At 70.4% G+C, this 18,221-nt stretch carries 14 protein-coding genes; 7 read left to right on the top strand and 7 right to left on the bottom strand.

The window, feature by feature from the left end:
- The first annotated feature begins 82 nt into the window (after positions 1-82).
- From ptsP to M3M27_RS08320, 4 genes are all read left to right on the top strand, one after another.
- A complete protein-coding gene (gene ptsP, locus M3M27_RS08335; protein WP_434027747.1) occupies positions 83-2,593 on the top strand; it encodes a phosphoenolpyruvate--protein phosphotransferase in 2,511 nt (836 codons plus the stop codon).
- The gene (gene pfkB, locus M3M27_RS08330; RefSeq protein WP_434027746.1) at positions 2,590-3,543 is read left to right on the top strand and encodes a 1-phosphofructokinase; all 954 of its coding nucleotides are present in this window, start codon (positions 2,590-2,592) and stop codon (positions 3,541-3,543) included. The genes ptsP and pfkB overlap by 4 nt, the downstream gene beginning before the upstream one ends.
- A gap of 124 nt (positions 3,544-3,667) precedes the next feature.
- Complete coding sequence (locus M3M27_RS08325) at positions 3,668-5,362, top strand: PTS fructose transporter subunit IIC (protein ID WP_434027745.1); 1,695 nt, start codon at positions 3,668-3,670, stop codon at positions 5,360-5,362.
- A gap of 171 nt (positions 5,363-5,533) precedes the next feature.
- On the top strand, positions 5,534-6,781 hold the full coding sequence (locus tag M3M27_RS08320; protein ID WP_434027744.1) for a carbohydrate porin: 1,248 nt from the start codon (positions 5,534-5,536) through the stop codon (positions 6,779-6,781).
- 321 nt (positions 6,782-7,102) lie between these two features.
- Here the strand turns inward: M3M27_RS08320 and secF are convergent, their stop codons facing one another.
- The 6 genes from secF to M3M27_RS08290 all read right to left on the bottom strand — a co-directional run bounded on the left by secF (position 7,103) and on the right by M3M27_RS08290 (position 13,597).
- Entirely contained in the window at positions 7,103-8,071 is a 969-nt protein-coding gene (gene secF / locus M3M27_RS08315) for a protein translocase subunit SecF (protein ID WP_140718722.1), read from the bottom strand.
- 93 nt (positions 8,072-8,164) lie between these two features.
- Positions 8,165-10,009 (bottom strand): protein translocase subunit SecD, encoded by a 1,845-nt coding sequence (secD, locus tag M3M27_RS08310; RefSeq protein WP_140718723.1) that lies wholly within the window; start codon positions 10,007-10,009, stop codon positions 8,165-8,167.
- A 58-nt stretch (positions 10,010-10,067) separates the two neighbouring features.
- Positions 10,068-10,418: a preprotein translocase subunit YajC gene (gene yajC, locus M3M27_RS08305; RefSeq protein WP_140718724.1), complete on the bottom strand. Its 351-nt coding sequence runs from the start codon at positions 10,416-10,418 to the stop codon at positions 10,068-10,070.
- A gap of 240 nt (positions 10,419-10,658) precedes the next feature.
- Positions 10,659-11,798, bottom strand: coding sequence for a tRNA guanosine(34) transglycosylase Tgt (tgt, locus tag M3M27_RS08300; protein WP_140718725.1), 1,140 nt, complete (start codon positions 11,796-11,798; stop codon positions 10,659-10,661).
- Between the two features lie 63 nt (positions 11,799-11,861).
- Positions 11,862-12,914, bottom strand: a complete 1,053-nt coding sequence (queA, locus tag M3M27_RS08295) for a tRNA preQ1(34) S-adenosylmethionine ribosyltransferase-isomerase QueA (protein ID WP_140718726.1) — start codon at positions 12,912-12,914, stop codon at positions 11,862-11,864.
- A gap of 251 nt (positions 12,915-13,165) precedes the next feature.
- Positions 13,166-13,597 (bottom strand): Lrp/AsnC family transcriptional regulator, encoded by a 432-nt coding sequence (locus M3M27_RS08290; protein ID WP_140718727.1) that lies wholly within the window; start codon positions 13,595-13,597, stop codon positions 13,166-13,168.
- A gap of 167 nt (positions 13,598-13,764) precedes the next feature.
- Between M3M27_RS08290 and M3M27_RS08285 the strand changes: the two genes are divergently transcribed.
- The 3 genes from M3M27_RS08285 to M3M27_RS08275 all read left to right on the top strand — a co-directional run bounded on the left by M3M27_RS08285 (position 13,765) and on the right by M3M27_RS08275 (position 16,906).
- Positions 13,765-15,264 carry an aminotransferase class III-fold pyridoxal phosphate-dependent enzyme gene (locus M3M27_RS08285; RefSeq protein ID WP_434027743.1) on the top strand — a complete coding sequence of 500 codons (1,500 nt, stop codon included), beginning with the start codon at positions 13,765-13,767 and terminating at the stop codon, positions 15,262-15,264.
- An 86-nt stretch (positions 15,265-15,350) separates the two neighbouring features.
- Positions 15,351-15,956 (top strand): TetR/AcrR family transcriptional regulator, encoded by a 606-nt coding sequence (locus tag M3M27_RS08280; RefSeq protein ID WP_434027742.1) that lies wholly within the window; start codon positions 15,351-15,353, stop codon positions 15,954-15,956.
- A gap of 47 nt (positions 15,957-16,003) precedes the next feature.
- Positions 16,004-16,906 (top strand): alpha/beta fold hydrolase, encoded by a 903-nt coding sequence (locus M3M27_RS08275; protein ID WP_218569406.1) that lies wholly within the window; start codon positions 16,004-16,006, stop codon positions 16,904-16,906.
- A 19-nt stretch (positions 16,907-16,925) separates the two neighbouring features.
- On the opposite strand, the gene M3M27_RS08270 is transcribed toward M3M27_RS08275, so the two are convergent.
- Positions 16,926-17,546 carry an inorganic diphosphatase gene (locus tag M3M27_RS08270; protein WP_434027741.1) on the bottom strand — a complete coding sequence of 207 codons (621 nt, stop codon included), beginning with the start codon at positions 17,544-17,546 and terminating at the stop codon, positions 16,926-16,928.
- Between the last annotated feature and the right edge of the window lie 675 nt (positions 17,547-18,221).

Genomic DNA, 18,221 nt, shown 5'->3' with positions numbered 1-18,221 from the left:
AATGGCATTTTGTGCACTGCACATTGAATTCTCGATTGGGAACGTTCCCAATACACCGCACGAATACGCTTGGAGTCCGTCCGTGCCGTCCCTGCCCTCCTCCGAACCCGTCAGCCGGGAACTGGTCCGCCTCGCCGCACGCGCCCGCGACAAGGCCGATGCCATCGCCCAGGCCGCGCAGATGCTGGTCGCCGCCGGCTGCGTCGCGCCCGGCTACGAGGCCAGCATGGGCCGGCGCGAGCAACTGGCGAACACCTTCCTCGGCCACGGCGTGGCCATTCCGCACGGCCTGGGCGAGGACCGCCACCTAGTGCACCGCGACGGCATCGCGGTGCTGCAGCTGCCGGAGGGCGTGGAATGGAACCCCGGCCAGACCACCCGGCTGGTGGTGGGCATCGCGGCCCAGTCGGACACCCACATCACGCTGCTGCGCCGCCTCACCCGGTTGATCCAGGACGATGCGACGCTGCAGCGCCTGTTCGCCACCACGGACGCGGGCGAGATCGTCGCGGCGTTGTCCGGCGATGCCGCTCCCGCGGCGGCCGCGGCGCCGGCGACGGACCTCGCCGAGTGCTTCGAGTGGACCGTCGCCTACCCCAGCGGCCTGCACGCCCGCCCCGCCACGCGCTGGGCCGAGACCGCACGCGGCTTCTCCGCACGCGTACAGGTGCGCGCCGGCGACCAGGCCGCCGACGCCAAGAGCCTGGTGGCGCTGCTGCAACTGGGACTGCGCCATGGCGACCCGGTCGTGGTCTCGGCCGAGGGCGCCGATGCGCCGGCGCTGCTGGCCGCCCTGCGCAAGGTCATGGATGGCCTGGTCGCGCAGGAGCAGGCCGACGCGGAGCGCGCCGCCCAGCGCAAGGCCGCCCCGGTCGCCGGTTGGCACCCGCCCGAGGCGCAGCCGGCGATCGTCGGCATCGGCGCCAGCCCGGGCCTGGCGATCGGCCCCGTGCACGTGCTCGCCGGCACGAACGCCGAGATTGCCGACCGGCCGCAACCGCTTGGCGAGGGCGGCGCGCGCCTGCAGGACGCGCTCGACCGTACCCGCCAGCAACTGGCCGCCCTGCAGGACGACACCCAGCGCCGGCTCGGCGCGTCCGACGCGGCGATCTTCAAGGCCCAGGCCGAACTGCTCAACGACACCGACCTGATCACCCGCACCTGCCAACTGATGGTCGAAGGCCACGGCGTGGCCTGGTCCTGGCACCAGGCGGTCGAGCAGATCGCCTCCGGGCTGGCCGCACTGGGCAATCCGGTGCTGGCCGGGCGCGCGGCCGACCTGCGCGACGTCGGCCGCCGCGTACTGGGCCAACTCGACCCGGCCGCGGCCGGCGGCGGACTGGCCGACCTGCCGGAACACCCTTGCATCCTGCTGGCCACCGACCTGTCGCCGTCCGACACCGCCAACCTCGACACGGACCGCGTGCTCGGCCTGGCCACCGCGCAGGGCGGGCCGACCTCGCACACCGCGATCCTCTCGCGCACGCTCGGCCTGCCGGCGCTGGTCGCGGGCGGCGGCGAACTGCTCGCGATCGCCAACGGCACGCCCGCGATCATCGACGGCAACAGCGGCCGCCTGTACCTGTCGCCGACCGAAACCGACCTCGCCTCCGCACGCGCGTGGATCGCCGCACAGCAACAGGTCCGCGAGCGCGAGGCGGCCCAGCGCGCGCAGCCGGCGCAGACCACCGACGGCCACCGCGTCGACATCGGCGCCAACGTCAACCTGCCCGACCAGGTGCCGCTGGCGCTGGAGCAAGGCGCCGAAGGCGTGGGCCTGATGCGCACCGAGTTCCTGTTCCTCGAACGCGGCAGCACGCCGGGCGAGGACGAGCAATACCAGACCTACCGCGCGATGGCGCAGGCGCTGGACGGCCGCCCGCTGATCGTGCGCGCGCTCGACATCGGCGGCGACAAGCAGGTCGCGCACCTGGAGCTGCCGCGCGAGGAAAACCCGTTCCTCGGCGTGCGCGGCGCCCGCCTGCTGCTGCGCCGGCCCGACCTGCTGGAGCCGCAGCTGCGCGCGCTGTATCGCGCGGCGAAGGACGGCGCGCGGCTGTCGATCATGTTCCCGATGATCACCTCGGTGCCGGAACTCGTCGCGCTGCGCGGCATCTGCGAGCGCATCCGCGCCGGGCTCGACGCCCCGCAGGTGCCGGTCGGCATCATGATCGAGGTGCCGGCCGCCGCCGCGCAGGCCGACGTGCTCGCGCGCCACGCCGACTTCTTCTCGATCGGCACCAACGACCTGACCCAGTACGTGCTGGCGATCGACCGCCAGAACCCGGAGCTGGCGGCGGAAGCCGACAGCCTGCACCCGGCGGTGCTGCGCGCGATCCGCGCCACCGTGGAAGGCGCGCGCGCGCATGGCCGCTGGGTCGGCGTCTGCGGCGGCCTGGCCGGCGATCCGTTCGGCGCGGCGCTGCTGGCGGGCCTGGGCGTGGACGAACTGTCGATGACGCCGAACGACATCCCGGCGGTGAAGGCGCGCCTGCGCGGCGCGGCGCTCGCCGACCTGCAGGCGCTGGCCGGCAAGGCCCTGGATTGCGAGACCGCCGAGCAGGTGCGCGCGCTCGAGGGAGGCACCGCATGAGCGCGCGCGCGGTCACCGTCACCCTCAATCCGGCGATCGACCAGACCGTGCGGCTGGACCGGCTGCACCCCGGCCACGTGCACCGCGCCCGCAGCGCGCGCGACGACGCCGGCGGCAAGGGCGTCAACGTCGCCGCCTGCCTGGCCGACTGGGGCATCCCCACCGCCGCGCTGGGCGTGCTCGGCGCCGACAACGACGGCGCATTCCGCGCGCTGTTCGCCCAGCGCGGCATCGCCGACGGCTGCCTGCGCGTGCCGGGCCAGACCCGCACCAATATCAAGCTCGTCGACGACGCCGGCGGCGAGACCACCGACGTCAACCTGCCCGGCCTGGTGCTGGGCGACGGCGAACTGGACGCGGTGCGCGAGCGGTTGGACGCGCTGCTGGCGCCTGGCATGCCGGTGGTGCTGTCCGGCAGCCTGCCGTCCGGCCTACCGGCCGATGCGTGGGCCCGGTTGCAGGCGCGCGCCGCCCAGGCCGGCGCGCGCGTGCTGCTGGACACCAGCGGCGATGCGCTCGCCAGCGCGCTGGACGCAGCCGGCGGCGCCCTGCCCTATGCGATCAAGCCCAATCGGCACGAACTGGAAGCCTTGGCCGGCACGTCGCTGCCCGACCGCGCGGCATGGCTGGATGCCGCCCGTGCCCTGGTCGAGCGCGGCATCGCGCTGGTGGCGATTTCGATGGGGGCCGAAGGCGCGCTGTTCGTCGATCGCGACGGCGCGGCGATCGCGCGCCCGCCGCGGCTTGCCGCGGGCAGCACGGTCGGCGCGGGCGACGCGATGGTCGCCGGCATCGCCGCGGCGCTGCTCGAGCCCGCGTTCGACCTGCAGGCCTGCGCGCGGCTGGCGACCGCTTTCTCGATGAGCCGGCTGGAAAGCGGCGATGCGCGCCGGGTGGACCCGGCGCAGGTACGTGCGTGGGCCGGCGAAGTGTTGATCGAGCCGCAGTGAAAACATCCGTGGGAGCGGCTTCAGCCGCGATGGGCTTTACCGGTAAAGCCCATCGCGGCTGAAGCCGCTCCCACAAGGGCAAGACAAGCGCAAGAGCAGAACAAGAGAATCCCAGGAGTCATCCATGCAAGCTTCCATCGTGGTCATCGCCGCCGGCGAACGCGGCATCGAGGCGGTCCTCGCCGCCGAAGCGCTGCGCCGCGCCGCGCGCCAGCGCGGGCTCGAGCTGGCCATCGAGATCCGCAGCGACCACGGCGTGACCGGCGCGCTTGCGGACGCGCAGGCGCGCGCCGCCGCACAGGTGCTGGTGGTCGGCGATGGCGACGCGGACCTCGCGCGCTTCGGCGACGCCGCGCTCGTCCGCGCCGGCCTGGGCGCGGTGCTGGACGATCCGGCCGCCGCGCTGGCGCCGCTCGCGTCCGCCGCCACGGTACCGGCCGCGGGCAAGCGCATCGTCGCGGTCACCTCCTGCCCGACCGGCATCGCGCACACCTTCATGGCCGCCGAAGGATTGCAGCAGGCCGCGCAGGCGCTGGGCCATGCGATCCGGGTCGAGACCCAGGGTTCGGTCGGCGCGCAGGATGCGCTGAGCGAGGCCGAGATCCGCGACGCCGACCTGGTGCTGGTCGCCGCCGATCGCGAGGTGGACCTGTCGCGCTTCGCCGGCAAGCGCCTGTACCGCAGCGGCACCAAGCCGGCGATCAACGACGGCCAGAACCTGATCCGCAAGGCGCTGGCCGAGGCCAGCGTGCATGCCGGCGCCGCAGGCGCCAAGGCTGCCCCCGAGAAGACCCAGGCCGCCGGCCCGTACAAGCACCTGATGACCGGCGTGTCGTTCATGCTGCCGTTCGTCACCGCCGGCGGCCTGCTGATCGCGCTGGCGTTCGCGCTCGGCGGCATCTACGCCTTCGACGACGCGCACAAGGGCACGCTGGCCTGGTCGCTGTTCCAGATCGGCGCCAAGGCCGGCTTCACCCTGATGGTGCCGGCGCTGGCCGGCTACATCGCCTACTCCATCGCCGACCGCCCCGGCATCGCGCCGGGCATGATCGGCGGGTTGGTCGCGGCCAACATGGGCGCCGGCTTCATCGGCGGCATCCTGGCCGGCTTCATCGCCGGCTACGGCGTGCACTGGATCAACCGCACGCTGCGCCTGCCGCGCAGCCTGGAGGGCCTCAAGCCGGTACTGATCCTGCCGGTGCTCGGCACGCTGCTGGTCGGCCTGCTGATGATGTACGTGATCGGCACGCCGGTGGCCGAACTGCTGGCCTGGCTGACCGGCTGGCTGCGCGGCATGCAGGGCAGCAGCGCGATCCTGCTCGGCCTGCTGCTGGGCGGGATGATGGCGGTGGACATGGGCGGGCCGGTCAACAAGGCCTCCTATGCGTTCTCCACCGCACTGATCTCCAGCCAGGTCTACACGCCGATGGCGGCGACGATGATCGGCGGCATGACCCCGCCGTTGGGCATCGCGCTGGCGACCTGGCTGTTCCGCAACCGCTTCACCCGCGAGGAACGCGGCACCGCCGGTGCCGCCGGCGTGCTCGGGCTGGCGTTCGTGACCGAAGGCGCGATCCCCTACGCCGCGCGCGATCCGCTGCGCACGATCCCTGCGCTGGTGCTCGGCTCCGCGGTCGCCGGCGCGATCTCGATGGCGGCGGGCGTCGAGCTCAAGGTGCCGCACGGCGGCGTGTTCGTGCTGCCGATCCCGAACGCGGTCACGCACCTGGGCATCTACCTGCTGGCGCTGCTGGCCGGCGTCGCCGTCACCGCCGTCGCCTTGCGCGTGCTGAAGAAGCCCATCGCGAACTCGACCTGACATTCCCGGCCCCTCCCGGCCGAGGCAGCGCCCGCCTCCGTCCCCGTGCAAGCGGGGATCCGGCGACCCGCGCCCGATTCCAGCCAGCCGCCGGATCTCCGCCCACGCGGGAACGAGGCCTCCCGCATCGACCAAGCGCCCGACCACCGCCCCACCCTGGAGTCTCCCGCCATGCCCATCCCTTCCACCCCGCGCCTGCTGGCGATCGCGACCGCATGGGCGCTCGCGCCGCTGGCCCATGCGGACGACGTCTTCACTCCCAAGCTTTCCTACACCGGCGAAGCGGCGGCCACGCTCGACGGCGGCAAGAAGAGCGGCAGCGCCTATGCCGGCCAGCTGATGTTCGGCGCCGACGTCGACCTCGATGCCGCCTTCGGCTGGCGCGGCGCCACGCTCAAGGCCTACGGCATCAACCGCCATGGCACCAACCTGGCCAGGAGCAGCACCGGCAACAGCACTTCGGTACAGGAGATCTACGGCGGCCAGGGCACGCGCCTGGCCAACCTGACGCTGGAGCAGAAACTGTTCGGCGAGCGATTGGTGCTGGAGGCCGGACGCAGCGTCGCCAACATCCACTTCCTCGGCTCGGAGCTGTGCCAGTACTTCCAGGGCAATTCCGCGTGCGGCAACCCGACCTACGTGTTCCGCACCAGCAACTTCACCTGGTGGCCGGTGTCGAGCTGGATGGCGGACGCCACCGCCTGGGTCACGCCGGACGTCTACGTGCATGTCGGCGCCTACCAGGTCGACCCCAGCCAGGCCGAGGACGGCCAGCACGGCCTGAAGTGGAGCACGAACCAGGCCACCGGCTGGATCGTGCCCTACGCCATCGGCTGGCGCAGCCCCGCCTCGGCCCGGCTGAAGGCCAAGTACGAGATCGGCGGCTGGCAGGACAACTCGAGCTACGACGATCCGCTGCGTGACGCCAACGGCATGCCGGCGCGCCTCAGCGGCCTCGACTACGCCAGCCGCCACGGCCGCTCCGGCGCGTTCGCGCGCTTCGAGCAGCAGCTCACCGGCGATGGCGACGGGCGCGGCCTGACCGTGTTCGGCGCGGTACTGAAAGGCACCTCCGGCCAGTTGATCGAAGACTGGTTCCTGCAAGCCGGGCTGGTGCAGAAAGGCACCTTCGCCAGTCGCCCGCAGGACAACATCGCCTTCGTCGTGACACGGCAGAAGTACAGCGGCATCGCGCTGGAAGACCAGCGCCTGGCCCGTGCCGCGGCCGGCGGCAGCGGCACCCCGCACGACAGCCAGGTCATGATGGAACTGAGCTACGGCATCCAGGTCACGCCGAAGCTGCGGATCGCGCCGAACCTGCACTACATCGTGCACCCGGACCAGTTCGACGAACCCGCGCGCCTGCACGACCTGCCGAACGCGCTGATCGCGGGCATGCGGATCGATTGGAGCCTGTAGGGCCGCGCCGTGGCGGGCAGATGATGCTCCCGCCGCCGCAGAGGATCTCTCCGCATGGCGGCGCGCCCGGCTCCCTGGCCTCCGGGCTCCGCCGTTGCGCGTCCTCGTTCGCAACGGCGGAGCCAGCGGATGCCCCGCCCGGGAGCACCGCATGGGGCTCGCAAGCGCGAGAGGAGAAAGCCCCGCCAGCCGGACAAACGCCGGCGAAGCCGGTCGGACTGAAGTCCCTCCTGCAAGGCTTCCCCGGTTGCCACGAAAAAAAGCCGCGCCCTTTCGGGCGCGGCTTTCGCGTTTCGTTGCGCGGCCGAACGCCAGCGCCGATCAAGGCCGGCGCGCCAGCGCCTCCACGTCCTTGGCCTTCGGCAGCAGGTCCTGCTTGCTGACCGCGAACGGCCCGATCGACAGCAGCGGCACCGCCACGATCACCGAGGACACCACCACGATCACCGCACCGACCATGTGGGTCTCGGCCAGGCCTTCCATCGACGAACCGCCGTACAGGTACAGCGCCAGCGCCGACAGGAAGAACATCACCGCGGTGATGATCGTGCGCGACAGGGTCTGGTTGATCGAGCGGTTCAGCACTTCCAGCGGCTCCACGCGCAGGCTGCGGAAGTTCTCGCGGACGCGGTCGAACACCACGATGATGTCGTTGATCGCGAAGCCCATCACCGACAGCAGGCCGGCCAGCACGGTCAGGTCGAACTCGCGGCCGAGCAGCGACATGTAGGCGATGGTCAGGATCAGGTCGAAGAACGCGGTCAGGCTCGCCACCACCGCGAACTTCCACTCGAAGCGGAACGCGATGTAGATCAGGAAGCCCACCAGCATGAAGATCGTCGCATAGACGCCGTTCATCGCCAGGTCCTTGCCGACCTGCGGGCCGACGAACTCGCCCGGCTGCACCGTGGCCGGGTTGTCGGGGCTGGAGACGGCCTGGCGGACCTGCTCGGCGACCTGGCGCGAGGCGTCGTCGGCGTTGTTGTGCTCGCCGTGCGGCTGCAGGCGGACCATCACGTCGTTGCCGCCGCCGACGCTCTGCGCCTGCGCGCCCTCGAAGCCGGCCGCGGCCAGCTTCTCGCGGACGGCGTCGACGTCGACCGGCTTGTCGAAGTGGGTGCGCACCACGGTACCGCCGGTGAACTCCAGCGCGTAGTTGAAGCCCTTCATGCCGATGATCGCGATCGACGCCGCCAGCAGCACCAGCATCAGCACCAGCACCGGCTTGCGGTGGCGCATGAAGTCGATCTTGGTGTCGTTCGGGATGAGGTGGAGCGGGAACAATTTCATGCCATGTTCTTCCGTTTTAAAAGTCCGCGCACGGATGCGCGGGCTTCTGCGAGGGACTCGCGTTGAAGGGCGGGCGCTTGCGATGCACTCGCATCAGATAGCAACGGTCTTGAGCTTCTTGCGACGGCTGTAGATCAGCGTCGCCAGCGCGCGCGACACGGTGATCGCGGTGAACATCGAGGCGAAGATGCCGATGATCATGGTCAGCGCGAAGCCCTTCAGCGGACCGGTGCCGAACGCGTACAGCGCCACGCCGACGATCAGGCCGGTCAGGTTGGCGTCGAGGATGGTGCCTCCGGCCTTGTCGTAGCCGGCCACGATCGCCGACTTGGGCGGCATGCCGTGTCGCAGTTCCTCGCGGATGCGCTCGTTGATCAGCACGTTCGCGTCCACCGACAGGCCCACCGACAGCGCCAGGCCGGCGAAGCCCGGCAGCGTCATCGTCGCGCCGAACAGCGACATCACCGAGACCACGATCAGCAGGTTGAACAGCAGCGCCACCGAGGTGATCGCGCCGAACACGCGGTAGTAGACGGTGAAGAACACCAGCGTGAACAGGAACGAGAACACCACCGCCTGGATGCCGCGCTCGACGTTCTCCGCGCCCAGGCTCGGGCCGATCACGTATTCCTCGACGAAATCCATCGGCGCGGCCAGCGAGCCGGCGCGCAGCAGCTTGGCCAGGTTCTCGGCCTCGGTCTTCTCCAGGCCGGTGGTCTGGAAGTTCTTGCCGAACACGCCGGCGATGCGGGTCGGCGCCAGCGCCTCTTCCTTGACCCGGACGCTGCGCACTTCCTTGCCGTCGACCATCGTCACGGTCGGGATGCGCTCGATGTAGACCACCGACATCAGCTTGCCGACGTTGGCGCTGGTGTAGTCGAACATGCGCTGGCCGGCGAAGTTGTTGAGGGTGACGCTGACCGCCGGCAGGCCGTTCTGGTCGGTACCGACGGTCGCGTTGACCATCTGGTCGCCCGAGACCAGCACGCGCTTGCTCAGCAGCACCGGCGCGCCGCTGTCGCGCAGGCGGTAGACCTTGGCTTCCGGCGGGATGTTGCCGGTGCGCACCGCGTCCTCGGCGTTGCCATCGACCACGCCGCGGAACTCCAGCGTGGCGGTGGCGCCGATCAGGCGCTTGGCCTCGGCGGTGTCCTGCACGCCAGGCAGCTCGACCACGATGCGGTCCTCGCCCTGGCGCTGGATGATCGGCTCGGCCACGCCCAGCTCGTTGACGCGGTTGCGCAGCGTGGTCAGGTTCTGCTCGATCGCGCCGCTGGCGATCTGCTGCAGCTCCGCCTGCGGCACGGTCACCGCGATGGCGTTGCCGGAGACCGCGTAGTTCAGGGTCGGCTGCGCCTTGGCCAGCGCGGCGCGCGCGGCGTCCGCGTCGGCGCCCTCGCCCAGTTGCACCTGGATGCTGTTGTCGGCACGGCGGTCGACGCTGCGGTAGACGATGCGGGCATCGCGCAGCGTGGTGCGGATGTCCTCGGCGAAGCCGTCCAGGCGCTTGTCCAGCGCGGCCTTCTGGTCGACCTGCAGCGCGAAGTGCACGCCGCCGACCAGGTCCAGGCCGAGCACCATGGGCTTGCCGCCCAGCCTGGCCAGCCAGTCCGGCACGGTCGAGGCCAGGTTGAGCGCGACCGTGTAGTTCTCGCCGGTCTTCTGCCGCAGCACGTCGTTGGCGCGGGTCTGCGCCTCCAGCGACGGCAGCCGCACGATCAGGCTGTCGCCTTCCTTGGCCACGGACTTCGGCGCGATGCCGGCCGCGGCCAGGTCGGCGCTCACGCGCTCGCGCAACGCATCGTCGATCTGCCCGCCGCGGTTGGCGGTGATCTGCACGGACGGGTCCTTCTGGTAGACGTTGGGCAGCGCGTACAGCGTGCTCAGCACCAGCACGACCAGGATCAGGAAATATTTCCAGCGGGGAAATTCGAGCATTGCGACGGTCCCGCGCGGCGCCTTCCCGGCGCCGCGCCTAGCGTTGGGTGAGGATCGATCAGTTGGCGGACTTCAGCGTGCCCTTCGGCAGCACGTGGCCGATGGCGCCCTTCTGCACGCGCACGCGCACGTTGTCGGCCACCTCGACGGTGACGAAGTTGTCGCCGATATCGCTGACGATGCCGGCGATGCCGCCGTTGGTGATGACTTCGTCGCCGCGGGACAGCTTGTCCAGCATGGCCTTGTGCTCCTTCTGCCGCTTCATCTGCGGGCGGATCATCAGGAAGTACATCACCGCGATCAGGATGATCGGGAACAGCAGCGTGGTGAGCCCCATGGAGCCCTGGGCCGGCGCACCACCAGCGGTCTGCGCCTGGGCGGCGGGGATCAGGAAATCGAGCAGGTTCATCAGGTTGCTTCCTATCGTTGGTTGCCGGCCTGCCCGGGGGCGTGCCGGCCGTTGTGGTCCCCGCCGGGGCGGAGGTCAGCCGCGAAGTATGCCATGGGTTTATGCAAGCCCTCTCGGGACCCGCGTATCCCTGCCGGGGAGACAGCTTGAGGGCCCCGGCCATCGTCCCGCGGGGATCCAGTGCCCTGCCGCGGCAAAGCCCCAAGTCGCTGGGTCCCCGCTCGCGGGGACGACGACCGGTCATTCCCCCCCGAGCGACGGCGTCACCGCTCCTCTGGCCGCATAGAAGGACCGCCGGAACTCGGCAAAGGTTCCCGCCGCGATCGCCGCGCGCATGTCGGCCATCAGCTTCTCGTAGTACCAGAGGTTGTGCAGGGTGCCGAGCATCGGCGCCAGCATCTCGTTGCAGCGGTCCAGGTGGCGCAGGTAGCTGCGGGTGTAGCCGGTGCGGCATGCGTAGCAGCCACAGCCGGGCTCGATCGGGTCCTGGTCGCGCTCGTAGCGGGCGTTGCGGATGCGCACGGTGCCGAACGAGGTGAAGTAATGGCCGTTGCGGGCGTTGCGGGTGGGCATCACGCAGTCGAACATGTCCACGCCCCGCGCCACGCCCTCGACCAGGTCCTCGGGCCGCCCCACGCCCATGAGGTAGCGCGGCCGGTCGGCCGGCAGGATCGGATGCATGTGGTCGAGCATCGCGTTGCGCTCGTGCTCGGGCTCGCCCACCGCCAGCCCGCCGATCGCGTAGCCGTCGAAACCGATCGCCTGCAAGCCCTCGGCCGACCGGCTGCGCAGCCCGGCATGGACGCCACCCTGGACGATGCCGAACAGCGCCGCGTCGTTGCCGAGCGCATCGTGGGCCTGCCGGGACCGCTTGGCCCAGCGCAGGCTCAACTCCATCGAGCGCCGCGCGACCTCCTCCGTGGCCGGGTACGGCGTGCATTCGTCGAAGATCATCACGATGTCCGAGTCCAGCACCTTCTGGATCCGCATGCTCTCCTCCGGGCCCAGGAACACCCGGGAGCCGTCGGTCGGGGCGGCGAAGGTGACGCCTTCCTCGGTGATCTTGCGCCGGTGCGCCAGCGAGAACACCTGGAACCCGCCGGAGTCGGTGAGGATCGGGCCGTCCCACTTGCAGAAGCCGTGCAGCCCGCCGTGGTCGCCGATCACGTCCAAACCCGGGCGCAGGTACAGGTGGAAGGTGTTGCCGAGGATGATCTCGGCGCCCAGCTCGCGCAGCTGCCCGGGCAGCACGCCCTTGACCGAGCCGTAGGTGCCGACCGGCATGAAGGCCGGGGTCTGCACGGTGCCGCGCGGGAACGTCAGTTGGCCGCGCCGGGCGTTGCCGTCGGTGGCCTGGAGTTGGAACTGGAGTCGGGACATTGGAAGGCCGGAATTGGGGATTCGGGATTGGGGATTCGCAAAGGCGGGGGATCGGAATCGCTTCTACGAATCCCGAATCCCCGATCCCGAATCCCCACCCCACAGCAGCATCGCGTCGCCATAGCTGAAGAAGCGGTAGCGCTGCTCGACCGCGTGGCGGTAGGCCTCGAAGATGCGTTCGCGGCCGGCGAAGGCCGAGACCATCATCAACAGCGTGCTCTCGGGCAGGTGGAAGTTGGTCACCATCGCATCGACGCTGCGGATGCGATAGCCCGGGATGATGAAGATCTGGGTCTCGCCGGCGAACGGCTGCAGCTCGCCATCGCGCATCGCGCTCTCCAGCGAGCGCACCACGGTCGTGCCCACCGCGATCACCCGCCCGCCGCGGGCGCGGGTGCGGCGCACCTGCTCCACCACCTCGGCGCCGACGTTGAGCCATTCGCGGTGCATGACGTGCTGGTCGAGCGATTCCACCCGCACCGGCTGGAACGTGCCGGCACCGACGTGCAGGGTGACGTGGCCGAACTCGACGCCGCGCTCGCGCAGGCGTTCCAGCAGCGGCTCGTCGAAATGCAGGCCCGCGGTCGGCGCGGCCACCGCGCCGACCTCCCGGGCGAACACGGTCTGGTAGCGCTCGCGGTCGTCCAGGCCGGGTTCGCGGCGGATGTACGGCGGCAGCGGCAGGCGCCCGGCGTGCAACAGCCACTGTTCCAGCGGCTCCGCCACCTCGAAGCGCAGCACGTAGAACTCGCCGTCGCGGCCCAGCACCTCGGCCTCGCCGCCGGCATCGAGCGCGATCCGGCTGCCGGCCTTGGGCGACTTGCTCGCGCCGATCTGCGCCCGCGCCTGCTGCGCGCCGAGCAGGCGCTCGATCAGGATCTCGACCCGCCCGCCGCTGGCCTTGTGGCCGAACAGCCGGGCCGGGATCACCCGGGTGTCGTTGAAGATCAGCAGGTCGCCGGGATTCAGCAGCTCCGGCAGATCGCGCACGTGGCGGTCGTCCAGCGCGGCCGGCGCCGGCGGAACCACCAGCAACCGGCTGGCGGAGCGCTCGGCCAATGGGGCCTGGGCGATCAGTTCTTCGGGCAGTTCGTAGCGGAAATCGGACTTCTTCAACGCAAGGGGCAGGGAGCTTTCGGGGGTGGCATTGTAGCGGCCGGGGCTCGGGAGCCGGGACCGGGGACTCGGGTAAGCGCTTCGGTCCCGGTCGCTTGCCAGGCGACATGGATTCCTGCAGGAGGGACTTCAGTCCCGGCAGTGGGCCGGTACTGAAGCCCCTCCCACAGCGGGCCTCCCGCCGGAACAGGCTTTCCGTGCCCCCGTTCCCCCGTGTTCCGGGCTCCGTGTCCTCCGAGACCCGGCCCCACTCACCGCGCGAACTTGGTCGACAGCACGATCGCCGACGTGGTGCGCTCCACGCCATCGAGCGCACCGATGCGGTCGGTCAGCACGTCCATTTCGCTCACGGTCGGTGCCGCGCCGAGCGCCACCAGGTCGAACGGGCCGCTGACCGAGTGCAGTTCGCGTACCTCGGGGATGGCCTGCAGCGCCTTCACCACCTGCGGCATGTGCTTGGGCAGCACGGTGATCATGATGTGGGCGCGGATGTAGGCCTGCTCCACCGCGTCGTCCACCCGCACGGTGTAGCCGCGGATGGTGCCCTGGCGCTCCAGCTTCTCGATCCGGCTCTGCACCGTGGTGCGCGACACCCCGAGCCGGCGCGCAATCTGCGCGGTGGAGGCGCGGGCGTCCTCGCGCAGCAGGGCAAGCAAGGCTTCGTCGGCTGCCGTGAGTTTCATTTTTGCCAAACTCCTTCGTCGAAACGACGAAACATTCCGGGATTATGCACGGATCATAGCTGCCAAACGACGAGTCCCTCCCTCTACATTAGACAAGTCCCTCGTCGAACCCGCCCATCCGGCGCGCGTCCGGGGAAACCGAAATCCGCCACAACCCGGAGAGCCGCATGTCCCTGATCGACACCCTCGCCCCGTTGCGCGCCCACGCCGGCAGCCGCCTCACCGATGGCCTGGACGACGCCACGGTCGAACGCCTGGCCGCCTCGCACCCGGCGCTGCGCCAGGCCCTGGAGGCGGCCGCCGCCGAGTACGCCCGCCTGAAGGACGAGTTCGCCGACCTGCTGGACCTGGACGAACGGCGCCAGATCGAGGCGGTCCAGGGCGGCTTCGTCAACTTCTACGCCGACGACTGCGTGACCCCGTACATCGCCCTGGCGGCGCGCGGCCCCTGGGTGGTGACCTTGAAGGGCGCCGTCCTCTACGACGCCGGCGGCTACGGCATGCTCGGCTTCGGCCATACCCCGGAGGCGGTGCTGGAGGCGATGGCGCGCCCGCAGGTCATGGCCAACGTGATGACGCCGAGCCTGTCGCAGCGGCGCTTCGATGCGGTGCTGCGCCGCGAGATCGGCCAGACCCGCGCCGGCGGCTGCCCGTACGCGCGCTTCATGTGCCTCAACTCCGGCTCGGAAGCGGTGGGCCTGGCCGCGCGCATCGTCGATACCAACGCCAAGCTGCAGACCGACCCGGGCGCACGCCACGCCGGCGCCACGATCAAGCGGCTGGTGGTCAAGGGCAGCTTCCACGGCCGCACCGACCGGCCCGGGCTGTACTCGCACTCCAGCCGCAAGACCTACCTGCAGTACCTCGCCAGCTATCGCGGCGAGGATTCCCTGCTCGTGATCGCCCCGTACGACGTGGAGGCGCTGCGCAAGGCCTTCGCCGACGCCGACCGCAACCATTGGTTCATCGAGGCGGTGTTCCTGGAGCCGGTGATGGGCGAAGGCGACCCCGGCCGTGCGCTGCCGCCAGCGTTCTACGCCGCCGCGCGCGAGTTGACCCGCGCCCACGGCAGCCTGCTGCTGGTCGACTCGATCCAGGCCGGGCTGCGCGCGCATGGCGTGCTGTCGGTGGTGGACTATCCCGGCTTCGAGCAGTTGGAAGCGCCGGACATGGAGACCTACTCCAAGGCCCTCAACGCCGCGCAGTACCCACTCTCGGTGCTCGCGGTCACCGAGGCCACCGCGCAGGTCTATCGCAAGGGCACCTACGGCAACACCATGACCACCAACCCGCGCGCGCTCGACGTGGCCTGCGCCACGCTCGGCCTGCTCACGCCGCAGGTGCGCGCCAACATCCGCGAGCGCGGCGAGGCGGCCGTGCGCAAGCTGGAGCAGCTCAAGAGCGAGCTGGGCGGGCTGATCACCAAGGTCCAGGGCACCGGCCTGCTGTTCTCCTGCGAGCTGTCGCCGCAGTTCAAGTGCTACGGCGCCGATTCGACCGAGGAATGGCTGCGCCGCCACGGCGTCAACGTCATCCACGGCGGCGAGAACTCGCTGCGGTTCACCCCGCACTTCGCGATGGACGACGCCGAGCTCGACCTGCTGGTCGGCATGATCGGCCGCGCCCTGCGCGAGGGACCGCGGCGCGAGCAGGCCGCCGCGGCCTGACCCGCGCGGACGCACCGGGCCGCGCCGGCCCGGCATCGCTCCGGAGCGGCTTGATTGGAAAACGATCATTTCCTAATATGCCGGGCATGCCTGCCGCCGCTTCCACCCGCCTGCCCGGCCGTCCGCGCGAGTTCGACGCCGAGCTGGCGCTGGAACGCGCGCTCGAGGTCTTCCGCGAGCGCGGCTACGGCGGCGCCTCGATCGCCTTGCTCGGGCAGGCGATGGGATTGACCACCGGCAGCATCTACAAGGCCTACGGCGACAAGCGCGCGCTGTTCCTGGAAGCCTTCGAGCGCTATGTCCAGGCGCGCGCCGCGGATTTGCGGCAACGGCTCGAAACCCGCCGCAGCGGCCGCGAGCGGATCGCGGCCACGATCGACTTCTACCTGGAATTCTCGCAGGGGATCGAAGGCCTGCGTGGCTGCCTGGTCGCCGGCAGCGCCGCCGAGGCGCGCACGCTGGACACCTCCATGCAGGCCATCGTCGCCGACGCGCTGCGGCGCAACCAGGCGCAGCTGGAAGAGCTGGTCCGCCAGGGCCAGGCCGATGGCTCGGTTCCCTCGCGACTCGTTCCCGGCCACGCGGCCCAGGCCCTGCTGGCGTTCCTGCTCGGCCTGCGCGTACTCGGCAAGGCCGGACACTCGCTGCACGGCGATGCCCTGCGCGGGCTGGCGCTGAAGATCCTCGACTGATTTTTCGCCTAATTTGGAAACTAACGTTTCCTAAAATGGAGATCCCCATGTCCGCGCAACCTTCCCATCCCCATACCCCCGAGGGCTTCGTCCATCGCCATGCGCTGGTCGACGGCCTGCGCCTGCACTACGTCGAAGGCGGCCGCGCCGACGCGCCGCCGTTGCTGCTGCTGGCCGGCTTCCCGGAGAGCTGGTACGCGTGGCGGCACGTGCTGCCGCTGCTCGCGCCGCATCATCGCCTGCTCGCGCCGGACCTGCCCGGCCAGGGGGACTCGGACCGGCCGCTGGAGGGCTACGACACCGCGGCCCTGGCGAACGCACTGCACGCCCTGGTGCGCAAGCTCGGCTGGGGGCGCCACGCCGTCGTCGGCCACGACGTCGGCGCCTGGGTCGCCTATGCCTATGCGGGGATGTTCGCCGCCGACGTGGAACGGCTGGCGTTGATCGATGCCGGCATTCCGGGCGCCACCTTGCCGGACGCGCTGCCGAGCGCGCCCGAAGTCGCCTGGAAGACCTGGCATTTCGCCTTCCATGCCCTGCCCGACCTGCCCGAAGCGCTGCTGGCCGGGCGCGAACGGCTCTATCTGGAGTGGTTCCTGAAGCGCAAGGCCGCCGATCCCGGCACGTTTTCCGCCGCGGACATCGACGAGTACCTGCGCGGCTTCGCCGGCATGGGCGCGCTGCGCGCCGGCCTGGGCTATTACCGCGCCGCCGGGCGTTCGGCCGAACAGAACCGCGAGCGCGCCCGCGCCGGCAAGTTGGCCGTGCCGCTGCTGGCGATCAGTGCCGACCAGGGCTCGATCCGCGACATGGCCGCGCCCTTGCGCGCCTGCTTCGAGCACGTGGAAGCGGCGACCATCGCCGACTGCGGCCACTACGTTCCCGAGGAACAGCCAGGGGCGCTGGCCGGCCTGCTGCGGGATTTCCTGGAACGCCCGTTGGGCGCGTAGGCAGCGGGCGACCCGCGGCTCAGCGTGCGGGCTCGGCCGCCTCGAAGCGCCGCATCGCCTCGGCGACCAGCGCCTTGGCCTCCGCCGCGTCGCCGAAGCCGCGCAGCTCGACCGGGTTGCGCCCTTCCGGCAGGTCCTTGTAGACGCGGAAGAACGCCTCGATGCGGTCGCGCTCGACCTTCGGCAGGTCGGACAGATCGCGGATGCCGGCATAGGTCGGGTCCACCTTGTCGGTCGGCACGCCGACGATCTTCTCGTCGCGCTCGCCCTTGTCGATCATGCGCAGCACGCCGATCGGGCGGAAGCGGATCAGCACGCCCGGATGCAGCGGCTCGCGGGTCAGCACCAGCGCATCGAGCGGATCGCCGTCCCCGGCCAGGGTGCGCGGCATCGACCCGTAGTTGGCCGGATACGCCACCGGCATCGACTGGAAGCGATCGACGTAGACCAGCCCTTCCTCGTTGATCTCGTACTTGGTGAAGCTGCCGGCGGGGATTTCCACCGCCAGGTTGGCCTCTTCCGGCGCGGCCTTGGGCTGCGCGGCCAGGAACGGATGGCGGATGAAGTCACCTGCCAATGCGGCAGGCGCGGCGAGCGCCAGGGCCAGCAACAGCGGGCGCAAAACATGGGATGTGCTCATGGCTTCTCTCGGCCTCTATTGCTGTTCACCTCTGGGAGGGACTTCAGTCCCGATGCTGTTGCTGTTGCTCGTGATTTGCCCAGCGCAGGGTAATACCTCCTCGCGCGGCGGCGCGCCAATCTTTGCTGCCCCCCCATTTTCCTTGCGGCGCGCCCCTCCGAAGCGGCGGAGACGGCGGGAAAAACCCGAAGGGCGACGTGCATGGGCTCGCCGGAAGAGGCGAAGCACTGCTTCGCCCCGGCGGGCGGGCATTCGCCGCGCGGCGAATGCCCCGGACTCGGCCGCGTAGCGGACGAGCACGTCGTTTTTCGCCGCGACAGGATGTCGCATCGAAAAATCCCGCCGGCACCGCGAACCCGCAGCGCAGCTGCGGGCGCGAAGGCGGGGTGTGCTTGATCAGCCGTTCGGCTGCTGTGAAGCGCTTCTTTTGGTTACTTTTCTTTACGCGGCACATCCTTGTGCCGCGCCCTTCGGGCCGGCTTCGCCGTGCGGCGCCGCTCCTGCGGCGCGCGTGCACAAGCAAAGAAAAGTGACTCGCCGCAAGGCGAAAACTTTGGCTATTGCTTTCAAAAAAAGAGAAGCCAAAGCCACCCTCATCCGCCCTTCGGGCACCTTCTCCCGTAAACGGGAGCAGGGAAAGCAGCTCCGTTATTCACTATCGAGCACCGCCAGCAA

The organism is Xanthomonas boreopolis (genome assembly GCF_046529185.1).
GTDB classification, from domain to species: Bacteria; Pseudomonadota; Gammaproteobacteria; order Xanthomonadales; family Xanthomonadaceae; genus Pseudomonas_S; species Pseudomonas_S boreopolis.
Note: the sequence above shows the minus strand (reverse complement) of the source record. Positions and strands in the feature narration are given on the sequence as shown.

Bases quoted from the DNA above. Each gene is read 5' to 3' on its own strand.
- secD (WP_140718723.1), bottom strand. From the start codon at position 10,009: ATGCTCGAATTTCCCCGCTGGAAATATTTCCTGATCCTGGTCGTGCTG.
- M3M27_RS08280 (WP_434027742.1), top strand. From the start codon at position 15,351: ATGCCTGCCGCCGCTTCCACCCGCCTGCCCGGCCGTCCGCGCGAGTTC.
- M3M27_RS08320 (WP_434027744.1), top strand. From the start codon at position 5,534: ATGCCCATCCCTTCCACCCCGCGCCTGCTGGCGATCGCGACCGCATGG.
- M3M27_RS08270 (WP_434027741.1), bottom strand. From the start codon at position 17,546: ATGAGCACATCCCATGTTTTGCGCCCGCTGTTGCTGGCCCTGGCGCTC.
- tgt (WP_140718725.1), bottom strand. From the start codon at position 11,798: ATGTCCCGACTCCAGTTCCAACTCCAGGCCACCGACGGCAACGCCCGG.
- M3M27_RS08285 (WP_434027743.1), top strand. From the start codon at position 13,765: ATGTCCCTGATCGACACCCTCGCCCCGTTGCGCGCCCACGCCGGCAGC.
- M3M27_RS08290 (WP_140718727.1), bottom strand. From the start codon at position 13,597: ATGAAACTCACGGCAGCCGACGAAGCCTTGCTTGCCCTGCTGCGCGAG.
- pfkB (WP_434027746.1), top strand. From the start codon at position 2,590: ATGAGCGCGCGCGCGGTCACCGTCACCCTCAATCCGGCGATCGACCAG.
- yajC (WP_140718724.1), bottom strand. From the start codon at position 10,418: ATGAACCTGCTCGATTTCCTGATCCCCGCCGCCCAGGCGCAGACCGCT.
- M3M27_RS08275 (WP_218569406.1), top strand. From the start codon at position 16,004: ATGTCCGCGCAACCTTCCCATCCCCATACCCCCGAGGGCTTCGTCCAT.
- M3M27_RS08325 (WP_434027745.1), top strand. From the start codon at position 3,668: ATGCAAGCTTCCATCGTGGTCATCGCCGCCGGCGAACGCGGCATCGAG.
- secF (WP_140718722.1), bottom strand. From the start codon at position 8,071: ATGAAATTGTTCCCGCTCCACCTCATCCCGAACGACACCAAGATCGAC.